This window comes from Mesorhizobium sp. M5C.F.Cr.IN.023.01.1.1 (assembly GCF_003997585.1).
GTDB classification, from domain to species: domain Bacteria; phylum Pseudomonadota; class Alphaproteobacteria; order Rhizobiales; family Rhizobiaceae; genus Mesorhizobium; species Mesorhizobium wenxiniae.
In genome coordinates, this window is the sequence record NZ_RZSU01000013.1 from 1 (window position 1) to 16,138 (window position 16,138).

General features: G+C 60.4%; 15 protein-coding genes. 1 reads left to right on the forward strand and 14 read right to left on the reverse strand.

What is annotated here, in order from left to right; all coding sequences use genetic code 11:
• Positions 1-226: 226 nt before the first annotated feature.
• From EOA78_RS07715 to EOA78_RS07770, 12 genes are all read right to left on the reverse strand, one after another.
• A complete protein-coding gene (locus tag EOA78_RS07715) occupies positions 227-1,534 on the reverse strand; it encodes a glucoamylase family protein (RefSeq protein WP_127314674.1) in 1,308 nt (435 codons plus the stop codon).
• 31 nt (positions 1,535-1,565) lie between these two features.
• On the reverse strand, positions 1,566-2,084 hold the full coding sequence (locus EOA78_RS07720) for a Spy/CpxP family protein refolding chaperone (RefSeq protein WP_127314606.1): 519 nt from the start codon (positions 2,082-2,084) through the stop codon (positions 1,566-1,568).
• A gap of 61 nt (positions 2,085-2,145) precedes the next feature.
• The gene (locus EOA78_RS07725) at positions 2,146-2,457 is read right to left on the reverse strand and encodes a c-type cytochrome (protein WP_127314607.1); all 312 of its coding nucleotides are present in this window, start codon (positions 2,455-2,457) and stop codon (positions 2,146-2,148) included.
• 51 nt (positions 2,458-2,508) lie between these two features.
• Positions 2,509-3,138, reverse strand: a complete 630-nt coding sequence (locus EOA78_RS07730; RefSeq protein ID WP_127314675.1) for a Spy/CpxP family protein refolding chaperone — start codon at positions 3,136-3,138, stop codon at positions 2,509-2,511.
• A gap of 135 nt (positions 3,139-3,273) precedes the next feature.
• Positions 3,274-4,734: a multicopper oxidase family protein gene (locus tag EOA78_RS07735; RefSeq protein ID WP_127314608.1), complete on the reverse strand. Its 1,461-nt coding sequence runs from the start codon at positions 4,732-4,734 to the stop codon at positions 3,274-3,276.
• 72 nt (positions 4,735-4,806) lie between these two features.
• Positions 4,807-5,187 (reverse strand): hypothetical protein, encoded by a 381-nt coding sequence (locus EOA78_RS07740; RefSeq protein ID WP_127314609.1) that lies wholly within the window; start codon positions 5,185-5,187, stop codon positions 4,807-4,809.
• A 1,471-nt stretch (positions 5,188-6,658) separates the two neighbouring features.
• Positions 6,659-7,843: an acetate/propionate family kinase gene (locus EOA78_RS07745; protein WP_127314610.1), complete on the reverse strand. Its 1,185-nt coding sequence runs from the start codon at positions 7,841-7,843 to the stop codon at positions 6,659-6,661.
• Positions 7,843-10,254 (reverse strand): phosphoketolase family protein, encoded by a 2,412-nt coding sequence (locus EOA78_RS07750; RefSeq protein ID WP_127314611.1) that lies wholly within the window; start codon positions 10,252-10,254, stop codon positions 7,843-7,845. Before EOA78_RS07750 ends, EOA78_RS07745 begins: the two co-directional genes overlap by 1 nt.
• Positions 10,255-10,367: 113 nt before the next feature.
• A complete protein-coding gene (locus tag EOA78_RS07755) occupies positions 10,368-10,814 on the reverse strand; it encodes a pyridoxamine 5'-phosphate oxidase family protein (RefSeq protein ID WP_127314676.1) in 447 nt (148 codons plus the stop codon).
• A gap of 103 nt (positions 10,815-10,917) precedes the next feature.
• A complete protein-coding gene (locus EOA78_RS07760) occupies positions 10,918-11,484 on the reverse strand; it encodes a helix-turn-helix domain-containing protein (RefSeq protein WP_245477430.1) in 567 nt (188 codons plus the stop codon).
• A gap of 252 nt (positions 11,485-11,736) precedes the next feature.
• Positions 11,737-12,348 (reverse strand): response regulator FixJ, encoded by a 612-nt coding sequence (fixJ, locus tag EOA78_RS07765; protein ID WP_164783672.1) that lies wholly within the window; start codon positions 12,346-12,348, stop codon positions 11,737-11,739.
• Positions 12,341-13,840: a PAS domain-containing sensor histidine kinase gene (locus EOA78_RS07770; RefSeq protein WP_127314614.1), complete on the reverse strand. Its 1,500-nt coding sequence runs from the start codon at positions 13,838-13,840 to the stop codon at positions 12,341-12,343. Before EOA78_RS07770 ends, fixJ begins: the two co-directional genes overlap by 8 nt.
• Before the next feature lie 282 nt (positions 13,841-14,122).
• Here EOA78_RS07770 and EOA78_RS07775 point away from each other — a divergent pair, with 282 nt between their 5' ends.
• Complete coding sequence (locus EOA78_RS07775) at positions 14,123-15,106, forward strand: zinc-dependent alcohol dehydrogenase family protein (RefSeq protein ID WP_127314615.1); 984 nt, start codon at positions 14,123-14,125, stop codon at positions 15,104-15,106.
• 17 nt (positions 15,107-15,123) lie between these two features.
• Here EOA78_RS07775 and EOA78_RS07780 read toward each other — a convergent pair whose 3' ends face one another.
• Positions 15,124-15,714: an NAD(P)H-dependent oxidoreductase gene (locus tag EOA78_RS07780; protein ID WP_127314616.1), complete on the reverse strand. Its 591-nt coding sequence runs from the start codon at positions 15,712-15,714 to the stop codon at positions 15,124-15,126.
• A complete protein-coding gene (locus tag EOA78_RS07785) occupies positions 15,714-16,100 on the reverse strand; it encodes a hypothetical protein (RefSeq protein WP_127314617.1) in 387 nt (128 codons plus the stop codon). Before EOA78_RS07785 ends, EOA78_RS07780 begins: the two co-directional genes overlap by 1 nt.
• Between the last annotated feature and the right edge of the window lie 38 nt (positions 16,101-16,138).

The following is a 16,138-nucleotide window of genomic DNA, read 5'->3' on the forward strand; positions in this document are numbered from 1 at the left end:
CATGACAACGCCAACGACGCCAGGGATAGCCTTCAGCCGCTTCTCCACGGCGAGGCAATCGAGCATTGCGATGAGCCCGCGGACCTCAAGCGTGATCTTTTGCGTCATTTTTCCGTGCCTTGCCGTGAGGTGACAGTTCCGGCGAGTTGGCAGCATCAAGATTGCCGGAAACTCTATCGCCGTTTGCTCGATCTTCCACCATTGCCTGCTAGCTCCAGATTCAACTTCAGCCCAGCCAACCGCCGGCGAACCCGGCGCGGCGCAATCCGGCCACGATGTAGGGACAACCACGCATCAAGCGCCAAATCAGGCCGCTCAGATGGTTCTCGATCATCAACACTATGGGGCCCTGGTTGATGCCGAAGTGCCAGGGCGACACCCAACAGCTATAAGGATTGCCGGGCTCGCCTGGATGAGTGGGATTAAAGGCGGCCTTGAAGCCGTATCTGTTGAACTGCTTCAGTTTCGCCTGGTGGATGCAGAAACTGATCGCCTGCAGCACGATATCGGGTGCGAACGGCACCGAAGCAACGACCGCCCAAGGCGCGAGCGTGCCGTCATCCGGTCCGTAGGGCACGCCACGTCCGACATAGTCGTAGAACTCGCGCTGGATGCCGTTCAGCTTGAGAGTCGCCGGACCAGGCCCCTCGCTTGCGGTGATGCCCCAGCAACACTCCCGATAACCCTCGAACTTGCGCGGGTTCATGGTCGCATAGCATTGCTGGAGGTAGGTTGCCCGGCGACTGTTCTCGAAGTAATCGATGCCCTTCTTGCGCATGAAGGTGTCCTGAATTCCGCGAAAATCGATCCACACATGTGAAAGCTGGTGTGTGAAAAGCGGTCCGGCGTATAGGTACTCGTAGCCGTAGCAGCTCTCCCAGCGATAGGTGGACGTCCAGGCCGCGTAGCTGCTTTCCGGAAGCGGGTATGTCGGCGAGCCAAGTCCCAGAATGTAAAGGAGCAGCGCCTCGTCGTAGCCCTCCCAGCGGTATTTGATGAAGTCCGCCTCGGGAGTCCAACCGTGGGTCACTGTCTCACCCAAGTTCTGCGCCCACTGCCAGTCTACACGACGATAGAGTGCGTCGGCGAGCGTGCGGATTTCCCTCTCGTCGGCTGCTTCCTTCTCGAAATACGCGGCCGCCGCCAGCGCGCCGGCCAGCAGGAGGGCGCTGTCGATCGTCGACAGCTCGCATTGCCAGGCGCGCCGCCCCGTCTGCATGTCGAGGAAATGATAATAGAAGCCGCGGTACCCGGTAGCATCGGGCTCCGGTCCCTGGGGGGCTGTCCAGAAGAAGCGGAGCGTAGCCAGGGTTCGTGCGACAGCATCATGCCTGGCCATGAATCCGCGCTCGACGGCGACTGGGTAGCAGGCGAGAGCCAAACCCGTCGCAGCGATGCTCGACGGCCAGTCGGCGGCAGTCTTATCGAGGATGAGGCCGTTAGTAGGGTTCACCTCATTCAGAAAATAGTCGAAGCTCTCCCACTGCAGCTGCAGCAGCTCTTCCACATCGGCGCTTCGCCTCGCGTTCACCATACTGCCAATCGCCATGAACTCACCGCCTCGGTCACATTGCCCCGCAGTCGACGCCGATAAGCTCATCCGCCGTCTTCTTCTGCTTGTCGTTCAGAGCAGCGTACAGCTTCTCGGTCGCTGGCTTCACGGCCTTCATGGCTTCGACAATGGCTTCCAAGCCCTCTATTCGGGCATCCATCCGGTCGGTCGCGCTGCCTTGTTGCATTCTCTCCGTCACGCTCTCGCGCGCGTTCTGCAGGACGTCCACCCGGCCCTTGACGGCCCCTGCATAGGCGTTCCAGACGCCCAACTGGTCGCTGGTGATGCCCAACTCGTTCTTCAGGAAAGCAAGGCGGCCTTCGACCACGGCTCCTATTCCAGCCCCTGGATGGACGGCCATGGCACCCATCGCGCTCTGGCTTCCGGTCACTGCCTGGCCCATCAGCATTTCCATCATCAGACAGCCGCCACCCATCATGCCGATCACAGGCCTCGTCTCGGCAAGGGAGATCCCGGCAATCGTCGCGGCCGATGAGGCGGCCAGCACAGCCACTGCGAATGATCTCGACATGACACCTTTCCTCCTGGTTTCAGAACCTCTCGATCTCTGGCGATTTCCGGTTCGAAAGCCTCTATTCCTTCAAGCCCAAGACATAGGCCGACACGTCTCGCACCTCGTCCTGCGAGAGCTTTATTCTCGGCATGGTGGGATGGTCGTGAGCGGTAAGCCAGAAGTTGAGCGCTGCTGCGGTCATTCCCGGGGTCGCGGCAATCTCCTCGAAGCTGGGCGCCTCGGGGACGGGTGACTGAAGCTGGCCGGCGACGACAGCGTGGCAGGACGCGCAGACCTCGAGCGCGAGCTGGTACCCCTGCTGAACGTCTTGCGCCTGCGCAGCCGCAACCATCGTGAGGGTGCTCGTGACTGAGGCAATCAGTATTCGCATGGCAATATCCTCCCTGGTCCGGAGGCTGGCGGGACTTGGCCACCGCTCTCGTCACGTCATGCACATCGGGGCTGGCATGAGCAGCTTGTCCGCCAGCGCTTTCTGCGTGTCGTTTAGCGACGCGTAGAAAGGCTCCAGCGCCGCTTTGAGGCGGCGGAGCCCTTCCAGCCTCGCCGACAGCATTTTCTCGTGAAGCTCGATCCTTTCGACCGGCGTGCCGTCTGCGGAATTCATCGACATCATCATGGCGGCGGGCATTCCGGCCATCATTGCCTTTGCGGCACGGGCATTCGCTCGCAGCGCCTCCGCTACGGCCTCCCATAAAGGCTGCTGCGCCTCGGTCAGCTTGAGTTCGGTCGCGAGGAAGGCGATGCGGCCCTCGACGTGCTCCGGCGACATCATCTGTCCCATCGGACCGCCGCCGCCCGCCATCATGTCCATCATCATTTTCATCATGCCGTCGGGCATCATGCCGTTCGACATCATGTTGTTCGGTGTCGGTCCGCCCATCATCATCGAACCCGTTGCCGGGCCTGCGTCTGCGCCCTTCGGCTGCTCCGATGTGGCTGCAGGAGGTGTTTCCGATGCGCCTTCGGTGGTGTGATGGGCTTCATTTGCGAGAGCGGGGACGGTCAGAACCAGCATCGCCGCCATCGCCATGCTTCTGTACAGGGTACTCATGGCTGTCTTCTCCTGTTGGTTGGTAGTTTCATCGCCGGCCGCCTTCACCCGGCGGCCGAGGCGCGCACGATCCTCGGCGATCGCCGCGACTGCCGCATTGCTCTGCGATTGTTTCTCATGGTCTATACTCCCCCTTCAGGCCGCGTAATCAACGACGGTCATCATGCCGGTCGCCATGTGGTAGAGGTGGTGGCAATGGAAGGCCCAGGTTCCGGGGTTCGCGGCATCGAATGCCACCGTCACTTCGCGCATTGGCGGCACCCATACTGTGTCGCGCACTGCTCCGGCAAAGCGCTGGCCGTCAATGGCCACCACCTGGAAATGATGGCCATGCAGATGCATGGGATGTCCCATCATGCTGGCGTTGCGCATGGTGAGTTCGATGCGCTGCCCGTTGCGCACCGAGATCGGCCGATGGTCGCCCCATGTCTTGCCATTGAGGGTCCAGGAATAGCCCTGCATCGATCCGCCGAGCACCACCGGCTGCTGAAGAGCCGCTGGCATTTCCGCCAAAGGCTTGACGGCTGCGAGACCAACCTCGAATGCGAGGTCGAGCGCCGGCGCAGCTTGTTCACCAGCAGGCGCGACACGCTTCACCGCGCCGCCCTTGGTCGCCAGAACGAACCCTGTCCGCTCGACGCTGCCCTCGCGCAGTGCCAGGACCGGCCAGGCTCCCGCTTCATCGGGAATGCGCAGCCTGATGTCGATGCGCTGGCCCATGGCGAGTGGGAAGCGGCGGCCGCGGACCGGGACGACGGGGTTCCCGTCGACCGCAATTGCCTCTCCTTCGACCAATCCGGTGTCGATCCAGAATGCGGTCGCGGTCGCTCCGTTGATGAGGCGCAGCCGGACGTTGCCGTTCCGTTCGACCGGGAACGCCTGCGGATCGTCGAGTGTGCGGTCATTCGCCAGGTAGGCGTCGTACTCGATGTCATTGACGTCCATGGGCATCGACATGCCTTGGCCGTCGTCGGCCATGCCCGTCGCGGACATATTCATGCCCGGCATCGAATGACCCGACATCGAATGACTCGTCGCGGCACTAGCCGCGCCTGTCAGTCCGGCAAGCAGCTCCTGCGGCGTTTTGAAGCTGAAGTCGTGGAACAGCACCACGACCGGGTGTTCGTCCACGTCCGCTTCAGCGGCGTCGGTTACGATCAGCGGCGCGGCAAGCAGTTGCTGCTCCTGCAGCGTGTGCGCGTGCATCCAGTGAGTGCCCGGCGTCGCGATCAGGAAGCTGTAATCGTAGCTCTGCCTCGGCTGCAGCAGCGGCTGCGGTAGGTCCGGCACGCCGTCCTGCCCGAACGGCGGCGTCAGGCCGTGCCAATGGATCAAGGTCGGTGCGTCGAGCGCGTTTTCCATGCGGACTTGGAAGCGGTCTCCAGCGGAGGTGACCAAGCCGTGCGTGCCGTCTGGCTGGACAAGGCCGAGCACCTTGGCAGCTCGGCCGCCGACGTCGATGATCCGGGTGTCGGCACGAATGACCTTATAAGCGGCCGCTCGCGCTGTGCGCGGGATCACCAGCGGCAGAAAAACGCTCGTTGCGCCTATGGCCGCCGCGGACGCCAGGACCTTGCGACGGGATATCTGTTGCATGTGAAAGCTCTCCATCTTCGTGGCTCGAAGCCGGCTCGTCGGCGGCAAGCGCGAGCGTGGAAGCGCACGCGCTCAGGCGATGATGAGGAGCTTGGGAGGGCGTGGCTTGGTCGTTACGTCACCGGGAGAGGAAATGACGAGCGGTGCAGTCGCGGTTGGCTGGGCTTTGGATGCGATTTCGACTACCTGAATGTCGACGGGAACGCAGATTGAGCAGCCCGAAGCGGACGCACAACTTGTTCCTTGATCGTGCGCGTGGCCAATGTCGCAGGTCTTGTGGCGGCCATGTTCTGGCGCCACAGAGCTTCCATGGATATGTTCGGTTGCGTAGTGAGCGCCCTGGCCCGCGACTGCATTGGAATGGCCCCCGTAGACGATCGCGGAGGCCGCCATCAGCATCGCCAGAGAGATAGCCAGCCACCACGATCCGCCCAATTCCGACAGATGCATCATGAAAGGCTCCAATCCTGATCGGATAGCGTACCGATCCACAAGCCAACCCTCCTACATGCGCGGTGCCAAGCACCATCCTTAAGTGAATAATACCCTGCAACCGCGAACGACGAATTGTTCTAGGTCAAAGTTGTTCGCACGCAGCGGCAGTTTCCAGCTGCCCCAAATACCGGCATCGACAGGCGCAGCGTTGTGGATTCCGCAATCTTCGGCTTTCCGCGCCGATCGGACTGTGCGCTCTTTCTAAATTTCCGTACCTAAAGCCGCCGTTCCGCTGCCGTCCCCAGGGCTGCCTGTCATCAAAGCGCCTACAGTCGGGGTCATTGCGATACATTTGGCCATTGCTGAAAGCGGACATCAACTGACCAGTCCTCGACTGCCTGATCAAATGCGCCACACTATAAGAGGCGGCGCCGACATGTCCAAATTTGCAAGTGGCTCGTGTGATTGTCTTTGGTTGTGCATCGCCGTCATGCGCGCCGCGCAATCGAAGAGCCTGCTCCAAAATCTACAGCGGCAATCCGGTTTCCGGGTGTCGGTGGGGCGCGAGATCCACACCGGCGCCTGCAAAATCGCCCTCCGGCGATTGGCCGAGGGAGCGGAGGACCTCGGGCAGCGAAAAAGGATGAACCAACCCGGAAGCTTGCCGTGTGACTGGGCATGATGGCCCCGCATTTAACGCGCCCGAAGAGATTCGAAATCCTGCCCTCCAGATTCGTAATCACCCTGGCAAAAATAGCTGTTTTAAATTAACAACTTAAATCGTCTCAGCGCATAGGACATTACTAAGAGTTAGACTTTCCAAGCACTCTAGGATTCCGGGAACCCCATTGGCGGCCAATCCCTTTCAACGTTGTGAACCCCCCGCCTGAGCAGAACTCATACGGGCGACAATGGCCAGGTGACTTGTCTGTGGATGCCCCTAAGCGGCGTAGCCGCGACCGACATGGCTCCGAGTCAACATAGCAGCTAGGGGCAATCAGTTTAAGCGATAAGGTTCCAGCACAGGATTGAGCCGGCCCGGACGCCCGGCAGTTGTGAGGGTTCGTGAAGTCCCTCCGACCTTGATCCAGGTAAATGACGCCGTGCGACCTTCATACTAGCCTTAGGCACAGCACAATCTTGACAGCTGCACTGAACGAAAGCTCCGCAAAATGCCTGGCACAAAACATTCGATGGAAGAGGCTGTAGCGACAAAAAGCGTTTGAGCAGCGTTTCAGCCATAAAGGCGGCGTGGAGGCGGTTGGGATTTGCCGGAATCCACGAACAGGCGACTTGGCGCTGAATGTTCAGGTCCCCACGAAAAATGAGGCTGCCCTGGTGCCGGCGACATTTTGCGGTTTGGAAGTACTCGTAGATGTAGTTGGCACGGTTAGTGCTTACAAGGTTCACTAGCACTCCAACGCGCAGTTGCTAAAGTTCGCAACCGGTGTCTCGCCAAGCGGAACACCTTAGCGAAAGAAGACGCCTGTTAGATCGAAGCCATTGTAAAGCGCTTTACCGCAAGGATGTGCCGAGCGATGACCATCTCCTCGTCGGTGGGGATCACCCGCACTTCTACAGCGCTATCCTTGCTGCTGACGACATCCGCGTGAATTTGGTTGGCCGCGGCATCCAGTTCGACGCCGAGCCACCGTAGCTTGTCGCAAATGGCCGACCGCACCGGCGCCGAGTGTTCGCCGATGCCAGCCGTGAAAACGAGGCATTCAAGGCCCTCTAGCGTATTGGCAAGCGCGGCAGTCTCGCGCGCGGCGCGAAACACGAAGAGCTCAACAGCCTCGCGCGCCGCGTCGCCGGTATCAGTGATCAGCGCGCGCATTTCTGCAGAGACGCCTGACACGCCGAGCAGGCCCGACTTGTGATAGAGAAGATCCTCGAGTTCGGCGGGGCTCATGTTTTTCTGCATCAGCAGATAGAGCAGGACCCCGGGATCGGTGCCGCCCGGACGCGTTCCCATCACCAAGCCGTCGAGCGCGGAGAAGCCCATGGTCGTGTCGACGCTCTTGCCGTCGCGCATGGCGCAGAGACTTGCTCCATTGCCAAGGTGCGCAACAACGGTTCGCTTGCGGGCAAGCTCCGGCGAGATATCGCGCAGTCGCGTCGCGATGTATTCGTAGGACAGTCCGTGAAAGCCATAACGGCGGACCCCTTCGGCCTCGTAGTTGCGCGGCAGTGCAATGCGGCTCACCGTCGCATCGAGCGACTTGTGGAACGCTGTGTCAAAACAGCCGATCTGCGGTAAGCCAGGGCGAAGCCTTGCGATGGCGTCGACGCCGACCAAGGTCCGCGGCTGGTGCAACGGCGCTAGCGGCGTAATCTCCCTGACGGTTTCGATATTCGACTGGGTGAGCAGCACCGGCTCGTCAAACGAACGACCTCCGTGGACGATGCGGTGACCGACTGCGACCAATCCTCCTACGCCGGCACGTTCATCCAGCCAGCCGAGCAACGCGCCAAAACCAGCATAGTCCTGCTGGTCAGCAACCAGCTCGCGGTCCACCAGCACCGATCCGTCAGCCGCCTTGGCGCTCAGCCGCCTATCGCCCAGATCGAGTATTCCGCGTGAAAGCAGCTGCGGATACCCCAGGTCAACTTCATAGAGCCCGAATTTGGTGCTCGACGAACCAGCGTTGAGGACCAGAACGATGTCCGGCATCAGTGTCCGACCCCAGCCGCATCCTCTTGAGACCAGTTCCAGTTGCGGATCTCAGGCATGTCGTCACCGTGCTCACGGATGTAGCTCTTGTGCTCCGCCAGCCTGCGCTTGAGATCGGCGACGAGGCCACCTGCCCGGTCAGCAAGTCCCGGTACGCGGGCGATCGCGGCGAGCGCCAGATTAAATCTGTCGAGTTGGTTCAGCACAACCATGTCAAACGGTGTGGTCGTCGTGCCCTCCTCTCGGAAGCCATGCACATGCATGTTATCGTGATTGGCGCGTTTATAGGTGAGCCTGTGAATGAGGTAGGGATAGCCGTGATAGGCGAATATGACCGGCCGATTCTTAGTAAACAGCGCATCGAATGCTGCGTCGGCAAGCCCGTGTGGGTGCTCGGAGTTCGACTGCAACGTCATCAGGTCGACGACATTGACGACACGTATCTTGAGGTCGGGCAAGGCTGACCTGAGAAGATCGACAGCAGCAAGCGTCTCCAAGGTCGGCACGTCGCCGGCACAGGCCATCACGACGTCAGGCTCCTGGTCTTGCGGGCAAGTGCACGCCCAGTTCCAAATGCCAGCGCCAGCGCGGCAATGTGCGTCCGCCGCTTCCGCCGTCAGCCATTGCGGTGCCGGTTGCTTGCCGGCCGTAATTACGTTGATGCGATTGTAGGTTCTCAGGCAGTGATCGGTCACCCAGAGCAGCGTATTGGCGTCCGGCGGAAAATAAAGACGTACCGTGTCGGCCTTTTTGTTGGCGACGAAGTCGGCAAAGCCCGGATCCTGGTGACTGAAGCCGTTATGGTCCTGGCGCCAGACATGGGAAGTGAGCAGGTAGTTAAGCGACGAAATTGGCTTGCGCCATGCGAGCTCACCAGACGTCTTGAGCCATTTGGCGTGCTGATTGACCATTGAGTCGACGATGTGAATAAAGGCCTCGTAGCAGGAGAACAGGCCGTGGCGGCCGGTCAGCAGGTATCCCTCCAGCCAACCTTGGCATAGATGCTCGCTCAGCACCTCCATGACGCGGCCATCGCGCGATAGCCCCACGTCAAATGACTCAATCCGCTCCATCCACACGCGATCGGTGACCTCGAGGACAGCATCGAGCCGATTTGACGTCGTCTCGTCCGGACCAACTATCCGGAAATTCTTCGCCTCTGCGTTGAGGCTCATGACGTCGCGCAGATAGCACCCCATGATCCGGGTCGCCTCGGCTTTTGCTCCGCCGGGTAGCCGAACCTCGACCGCGAAAGCCTTCCAGTCGGGCAGTGTGAGCTCGCGGCGCAAGAGACCGCCGTTGGCGTGCGGGTTGGCTCCCATGCGGCGCGCGCCGGTTGGCGCCAATGCAGCCAGTTCCGGCATCAGCCGACCGTCTGCGTCGAACAGCTTCTCCGGCCCATAACTTCGCATCCAGTCTTCAAGTATGCGACGATGGGCATCGTCCTCGCGCGCGTTTGCAACGGGCACTTGATGCGAACGCCAGAAATCTTCGACCTTCTTGCCGTCCACCTCCTTCGGCCCTGTCCAACCTTTAGGGCTGCGTAGCACAATCATAGGCCAGCGCGACGGCCCGCCAGCCCACTGCGGTGCGCGGGCCCGCGCCTGGATGTTGCGGATGCTGTCAAAGGCCTTGTCTAAAGTCGCCGCCATGAGCTGGTGCATGATGGTCGGATCACTTCCCTCGACGAAAAGCGGCTCATAGCCATAGCCCGCGAACAGGCTCCTCAGCTCTTCGTCGCTCATGCGGCCAAGGATCGTCGGATTGGCGATTTTGTAGCCGTTCAGATGGAGGATCGGCAGGACGGCCCCGTCGCGCGCCGGATTCAGGAATTTGTTGGAGTGCCAGGCTGCTGCAAGTGGTCCGGTCTCGGCCTCGCCATCGCCAACGACGCACGCAACGATGAGCTCGGGATTGTCGAAGGCGGCGCCGTACGCATGGACCAGGGCATAGCCGAGTTCGCCGCCTTCGTGAATCGAGCCGGGGGTCTCCGGCGCAGCGTGGCTCGGCACTCCGCCGGGGAAGGAGAACTGGCGGAAGAGCCTGCGTAGGCCGTCTGTGTTGCAACCGATCTCTGGATAGATTTCGCTGTAGGTGCCCTCGAGATAAGTGTTCGCCACCATTGCCGGCCCGCCATGCCCCGGTCCGCAGATGTAGAGGATATCGACGTTGCGGGCGCGGATGATCCGGTTCAGGTGCGCGTAGATGAAGTTCAATCCAGGCGTCGTACCCCAATGCCCAAGAAGCCGTGGCTTCACATGCTCCGCGCGAACTGGCTGGCTCAGCAGCGGATTGTCGAGGAGGTAGATCTGGCCCACCGAGACGTAGTTCGCAGCGCGCCAATAGCGATCGATGAGACCGATCTCGACCGGAGAAAGCGGGTCGGCACTACCGTCCTGAACGTCATGCATGGCACTTACTCCATTCAATTCTCAAATTGGTGCTGCGGAATGAAAGAGGAGATCCCGTCAGCGAACCATGGCCGCCGTTTGCTGTTGGCTTCCCTTCTCAAGCAGCGTCGCGCCTATTCCTTCGCTTCCCGTCCAGAAACCTCTTCGATGGCAATGCGGAAGAAGATGTGTAGGGCCTCATTGGTCGCGGGTGGTGTAACCGGCTTCAAGGCGCCCGGCTCCCACCAATTGGAGTACTTGCCTAGCAAAGACCAGGCATGGTCTCGCTGCCGCTTGTGCCCGATCCGGTCAGGCAGCTCCTCATAGCGTCCGTCCACGATCACGCTTTTCCACTCGCGTCCTCGTGCCCGGCTTTGGACAAGCACCGATACGAGTGGATTGGCACGCATCCACTCGATCTTTTTTCCAGGAATAGAGAAAGCATAAAGCGCGCTGTCGGCGTACGCATAGTAGATCGGAACGACATAAGGCCGCCCGGCTTGGGTACAGGCAAGATGCTCGGTGTGACCTGCGGAAAGTACCGCTGTGCACTCTGCTGGCGTGAGCGTCCGTATCCACATCGTGAGCTCCATCCAGTTCATGACAAGCTCCAGCGCGCGCGACGCCTCTGAAGAGCCAACCTCGAGGATGGCCTCGCGAAGATAGCGCGTAGCGAGAGCGCGACTACTCGCTCATGTCGCGGAGAGCTTGGCGGTTCATCAGCTCAACTTCGCGTGAACCTTCGAGACCGATGAAGCCCATTTGCCTGAATTTGGTGAAAATGCGCGACACCGTTTCGATTGTCAGCCCCAGATAGTCGGCGATGTCACCGCGCGACATCGGGAGGTCGACATGGTCCAGGCCACCCTGCCGTTCAGCTATATCCAGGAGGAATGCAGCGACGCGTTCGGCCGCATTCTGTCGCCCCAGAACAAGGAGATGTTGCTGAGCGCGCGACATAGTTAGAAGCGCCAGGGGGAGGAACTTGGGTGACGCGGCGATCTCCGACGTCAGCCGGATCTTGCGGACGCCGGTGCCTCCGATTGCCTCGGCAAAAAACTGATGCATTGGCTCGGCCTCGAAGCCGAAGACCTCACCAGACAAGTAGAAAGCGGAAATCTGTCGGCGGCCATCGGCCATCAATCTGTAGACGCGCACACAACCGAACTGGACCTGAAAGAGATTTCCCGCCTCCTCCCCCTCGGCATAGATCTCGGCGCCTGACGGATAGAATGGGATGGGCTGTCCCATCACTGCCGGGAAAAGCGGTTCGCGGATTTCGTGTGAAGCAATCTCTCTCATCGTGTGCGTGATCATCTCGATCTCTCCCGAAAGCTGATGAGAGATCCATCGCGCAAAGTCGCCGTGCAAGAAATTGGATCACCGCCCTAAGGGACTTCCCTTAGTCCTGCTGGCGGCGTCAGCGCGGCGAGCCCTCCCGCTCCACATGATCGTCAGCCAGCCTCACGGTCTGGCCACTATAACCTTCGCGAGATCTTGCAGCTATCGAGGGCCGATACCCGCCGTGAGCGCCATACGAACGAGCTCAGGCAAGTTCCGGGCCTCCATCTTGGCCATCACGTTGCCTCGATGGACTTCGACGGTCTTGGGACTGATGTTCAGGTCGTAGGCAATGGTCTTGTTAGGGAGGCCGGCGACAACACCCGTCATCACCTCCCGCTCTCTTTCGCTCAGCAAACCCAATCGCGCGTTGATCACTGAGACGTCCACGCCGGCGGCAGTCTTGGAGAGCTCGGATGCGGCGTTCTTGATCGATTCGATAAGGACGGTCTTCTCAAAGGGCTTTTCGATGAAGTCGAGCGCGCCGGCTCTCATGGCTTCCACGGCCATAGGCACATCCCCGTGGCCGGTGATCACGATGGATGGAATTCGAACCGGCAGCTCGCGTATTCGTTTCAACAGCTCGACGCCACTCATATCGGGCATGCGCAGATCGGTGACCAGGCAGCCGTTCCTGATGGAAGGCGCTGCTGAGAGAAAAGCAGTGGCGGAATCGTGCACGCGAACGCTGAAGCCTGACTTAGTTAGCAAAAATGCCAGCGAATTCCGCACAGCCTCTTCATCATCGACGATGTGAACTATGTAGTCACCGATCTGCATGGGCAACGTCTTCTTCGTAAGCAGGCACGGTGAAGCTGAATGTGGCGCCACCGTGCGAATTACGGCGGACCTCTATAGAGCCGCCATGCGCTTCGACTATTCTTTTCGAGATTGAGAGGCCGATCCCCATGCCGCCTGATTTGGTGGTGACGAAGGGCTGGAAAAGCTGTGACGCGATTTCGCCGGAGATACCGGGACCTGTATCCGAGACCTCGACCAGGACCATGTCATTCGGCGTCGGCGACGTTCGAACCGTGAGCAGCCGCGTCTCGCTCTCGCGCATGGCCTCCATCGCATTTCGCATGAGGTTCATCAGGACCTGTTGGATTTGCACTCTATCCGCCAAGACGAATACTGCCCCCGGCGCGAAGTCAAATACAGACCGCACACCTCTTTCTCGCGAACCCACGAGCGCCAGCGCCCCTGCTTCCTCAACGAGCTTGCGAATATCCTCCGGGGTCTTTTCGGTATCGCCCCGCGTTACAAATTCACGCAAATGACGAATGATCTGGCCTGCGCGAAGTGATTGTTTGGAAATTTCCTCAAGAGCCATGCGGGTGTCGGGATCCGTTGCCTCATCTGTCAGACAGCCCTGCGCGTAGTTTGCGATTGCCGACAGGGGCTGGTTGAGCTCATGCGCGAGCGTCGAAGCCATTTCTCCGAGTTCATTTAAGCGAGCCAGGCGGGCAAGCTCACCCTGGATTTCCTGGAGCCGCGCAGCTGATTCCTCACGTTCCGTGAGATCCCTGATGAAGCCGGTGAAGTACCGTCGATCGCCCGACTTCATTTCCCCAACGGCAAGTTTCATCGGAAACGTAGATCCGTCCTTCCGCCGCCCGACGACTACCCGGTCGACGCCGATGATGCGCTTCTCGCCCGTGAGGAGATACTTTTGAATGTAGCCGTCATGCTCGGTATGGTAGGGTTCAGGCATTAGCATTCGCACATTCTGGCCGATGACTTCGACCTCCTGATATCCGAACTGCCTTACGGCGGCGGAGTTGAAGGACACGATCTTCCCGTCTTGCTCGATGACGACTGTTGCATCCAGCACGGTGTCCAGAATGGATCGGAGATGGGCTTCCCGCTCGTCGAGCGTGCGCTTAATCGTTTTGATCGAATGCCATCCGCGATGCAGCAGTTCCCCGCCGCCAGCGATTGCCACTCCAACGATCGCGAAAACTGCCAGATCTAGGGCATTCTGGGGAGGAGCCAAGCTCCGAAGATAGAGCACGGCTGGCAACGTCAATGCCAATGACACGAGTCCGGGTCTAATACCGCCGGCGACGGACGCGATCAGGATTGCAGGCGTGAAAAAGGTGAAAACCGCCCGATCGTCTAGCCAGCCCTGAAGCGACAATCGCACGACAAAAGCAGCAGCGACGCTGACGGTAGCCAGCAGGTATCCCGCATTGCCCTCAAACCGACTGTGGGCAACGCCGTTCAGGAATCGGCCAAAGCGGTCGATTGTGGCTTGTTCAGCCATCGTCGTACCCAGCACAAACTGACCGAACAGCTAACCGCCGGCCACCCCTCAAGATGTTTATTCTCAGAACAACCTAGCAGATAATCGGCAGGCTGACAGCACTGCCCGGGCTTTTGAGCAGCGTCAAGGATTTGACCGCGCAAGGCTGGTACGCAAGTTCAAAATCACGACGGTTGGCCGATTGTGCGAAGCTCGGATCATCTTGGTCCAAGACCGGATTACCCTCACTGGGGACAAGGCATACTCGGTGATGCACGCTCTTTATAGCGAGGTTCAAGCGCGATGAAGGCGATGGTCCTCGTGCGAGTTGGGCAGCGCCTGCAACTGGTCGACTACTTACAGCCTACCCTAGGTGCTGGCGAACTGCGTTTGCGCATCGAAGCGTGTGCCGTATGCCGCACTGACCTCCACGTGGTCGACGGCGATCTGGCCAATCCCAAACTGCCCCTTATCCCTGGCCATGAGATCGTCGGCATGGTGGAGGCCGTTGGCGAAGGAGTAGACAGGTCGCGGATTGGCCGGAGGGTCGGCGTGGCATGGCTCGGCCACACATGCGGATCCTGCTGTTATTGCGTGAGTGCAGCGGAGAATCTGTGCGATCAGCCGCTCTTCACAGGCTATACGCGCGACGGCGGCTTCGCGACTCATACGGTGGCGGACGCCGCCTATGCTTTCGATCTCGATCTCGAGGCCGATCCAGTATCGTTGGCACCCCTGCTCTGCGCGGGCCTGATCGGCTGGCGTTCGCTGAAAAGGGCTGGCGACGGCAAGCGGATCGGCATCTACGGTTTCGGCGCGGCGGCGCACATCATTACGCAGGTCGCCCGCTGGCAAGGGCGACAGGTCTTCGCCTTCACACGGACGGGCGACCGCACGGCTCAGGATTTCGCGCGCTCGCTCGGGGCAGTGTGGGCAGGCGGCTCGGATGAGCAGCCCGGCGAACCTCTCGACGCCGCAATCATCTTCGCACCGGTTGGCGAACTTGTGCCGGCCGCGCTTCGCGCGGTCCGCAAGGGCGGCCGTGTAGTATGCGGCGGCATCTACATGAGCGACATTCCGGCGATCCCGTACCGGCTTCTATGGGAGGAACGCGAACTCGTCTCGGTCGCCAATCTGACCCGCCGCGATGCCGAGGAGTTCTTTCCGATTGCGCGGTTGGCCGGCGTGCGCACACATACGAAGACCTACCCGCTCGTGAACGCCAACGACGCGTTGGCAGATCTTCGCAGTGGAAAGCTTAGCGGAGCGGCGGTGCTCGTCCCGTAAGTAACCTATGCGCGTGATCAGGATGCTCGCTCACCGAGCTTGCGCATCCGACCGACCCATCTTGCATGCTTCGCATTCCCAGCGCTTGCGACTGATCCGAAAAACGTCTCCCGCACGGGCTTGATCCCCACGAAATTGAGAATGTTCCGGCGCATCGCGGCGGTGCCATGACCGAAATACCAGAATCGGTAGAAAAAGGCCGGCATGCCCATGGTGACGACAATTCGGGCAGACCGCCCGTCGAGCAGCGTCTTGGTGAATGCACCGGCCTTATCCGAATACTCGAAGGCAACCCCTGGCCGCATGACGTGTTCGAGGAAAGCCTTGAGCATGGCCGGCAACGTGCCGAGCCACAGCGGAAATACAAACACAAGGTGCTCAGCCCAACGCACGGCCTCAGCCGTCTCCTTGAGGCTGTCAGGAAGGACTCCGTGTTCGAACTCCTCCATCGTGCGCAGCCAGGGATAATCGAGCGTCGTAAGGTCGATCCGACGGACCGTATGCCCGTTTCGCGATGCTCCCTCGGCGTATGCATTGGCTAGGGCGCGGCAAAGACGATCGGGGCTGGGATCGGGATGCCCGACGATCACCAAGATGTGGCGTGGCATCACGGCTTCTCGACGCGAGCCACCTGATAGGTGTGCATAGCGCCCTCCCGCCCGATCGAAACGTACTCACCAGTGACGAAGCGCTCCTCGCCCAGGCGAAATCCGATTTCGTCGTCCCGTTCGCCTTCCACGTAGTCGAAGTACCATCGTCCGCCCGGCTTGCGCCGCAAACGCCCAATGCGCGCGTCCTCGATACCGCTGAAGCGCCGCACCCGGCAGGCGGCTTGGTGTGCTTTCCACGCGCGCGCGTCGAGACGACCGTCCTTGTCGAGCGGGACGAGCAGGTCGTAGCCTTCGTCACGTTCACCTTCCGGATGGCCCTTTTCACGTGCAAGCAGCAGCCGCACGCTACGAAAGTTCGGTGTCAGATTCTTGGTTTCGGTCATGGCGTTTCCCTTTCTTCGGCTGGTGTAGCCGCAGGGAT

What these genes read in the sequence shown, in the direction of transcription:
- EOA78_RS07770 (WP_127314614.1), bottom strand. Translation starts at nt 13,840, where the DNA reads ATGGCTGAACAAGCCACAATCGACCGCTTTGGCCGATTCCTGAACGGC.
- EOA78_RS07730 (WP_127314675.1), bottom strand. Translation starts at nt 3,138, where the DNA reads ATGAGTACCCTGTACAGAAGCATGGCGATGGCGGCGATGCTGGTTCTG.
- EOA78_RS07725 (WP_127314607.1), bottom strand. Translation starts at nt 2,457, where the DNA reads ATGCGAATACTGATTGCCTCAGTCACGAGCACCCTCACGATGGTTGCG.
- EOA78_RS07720 (WP_127314606.1), bottom strand. Translation starts at nt 2,084, where the DNA reads ATGTCGAGATCATTCGCAGTGGCTGTGCTGGCCGCCTCATCGGCCGCG.
- EOA78_RS07740 (WP_127314609.1), bottom strand. Translation starts at nt 5,187, where the DNA reads ATGATGCATCTGTCGGAATTGGGCGGATCGTGGTGGCTGGCTATCTCT.
- EOA78_RS07715 (WP_127314674.1), bottom strand. Translation starts at nt 1,534, where the DNA reads ATGGTGAACGCGAGGCGAAGCGCCGATGTGGAAGAGCTGCTGCAGCTG.
- EOA78_RS07735 (WP_127314608.1), bottom strand. Translation starts at nt 4,734, where the DNA reads ATGCAACAGATATCCCGTCGCAAGGTCCTGGCGTCCGCGGCGGCCATA.
- EOA78_RS07760 (WP_245477430.1), bottom strand. Translation starts at nt 11,484, where the DNA reads ATGGGACAGCCCATCCCATTCTATCCGTCAGGCGCCGAGATCTATGCC.
- EOA78_RS07755 (WP_127314676.1), bottom strand. Translation starts at nt 10,814, where the DNA reads ATGTGGATACGGACGCTCACGCCAGCAGAGTGCACAGCGGTACTTTCC.
- EOA78_RS07785 (WP_127314617.1), bottom strand. Translation starts at nt 16,100, where the DNA reads ATGACCGAAACCAAGAATCTGACACCGAACTTTCGTAGCGTGCGGCTG.
- EOA78_RS07745 (WP_127314610.1), bottom strand. Translation starts at nt 7,843, where the DNA reads ATGCCGGACATCGTTCTGGTCCTCAACGCTGGTTCGTCGAGCACCAAA.
- EOA78_RS07775 (WP_127314615.1), top strand. Translation starts at nt 14,123, where the DNA reads ATGAAGGCGATGGTCCTCGTGCGAGTTGGGCAGCGCCTGCAACTGGTC.
- EOA78_RS07780 (WP_127314616.1), bottom strand. Translation starts at nt 15,714, where the DNA reads ATGCCACGCCACATCTTGGTGATCGTCGGGCATCCCGATCCCAGCCCC.
- EOA78_RS07750 (WP_127314611.1), bottom strand. Translation starts at nt 10,254, where the DNA reads ATGCATGACGTTCAGGACGGTAGTGCCGACCCGCTTTCTCCGGTCGAG.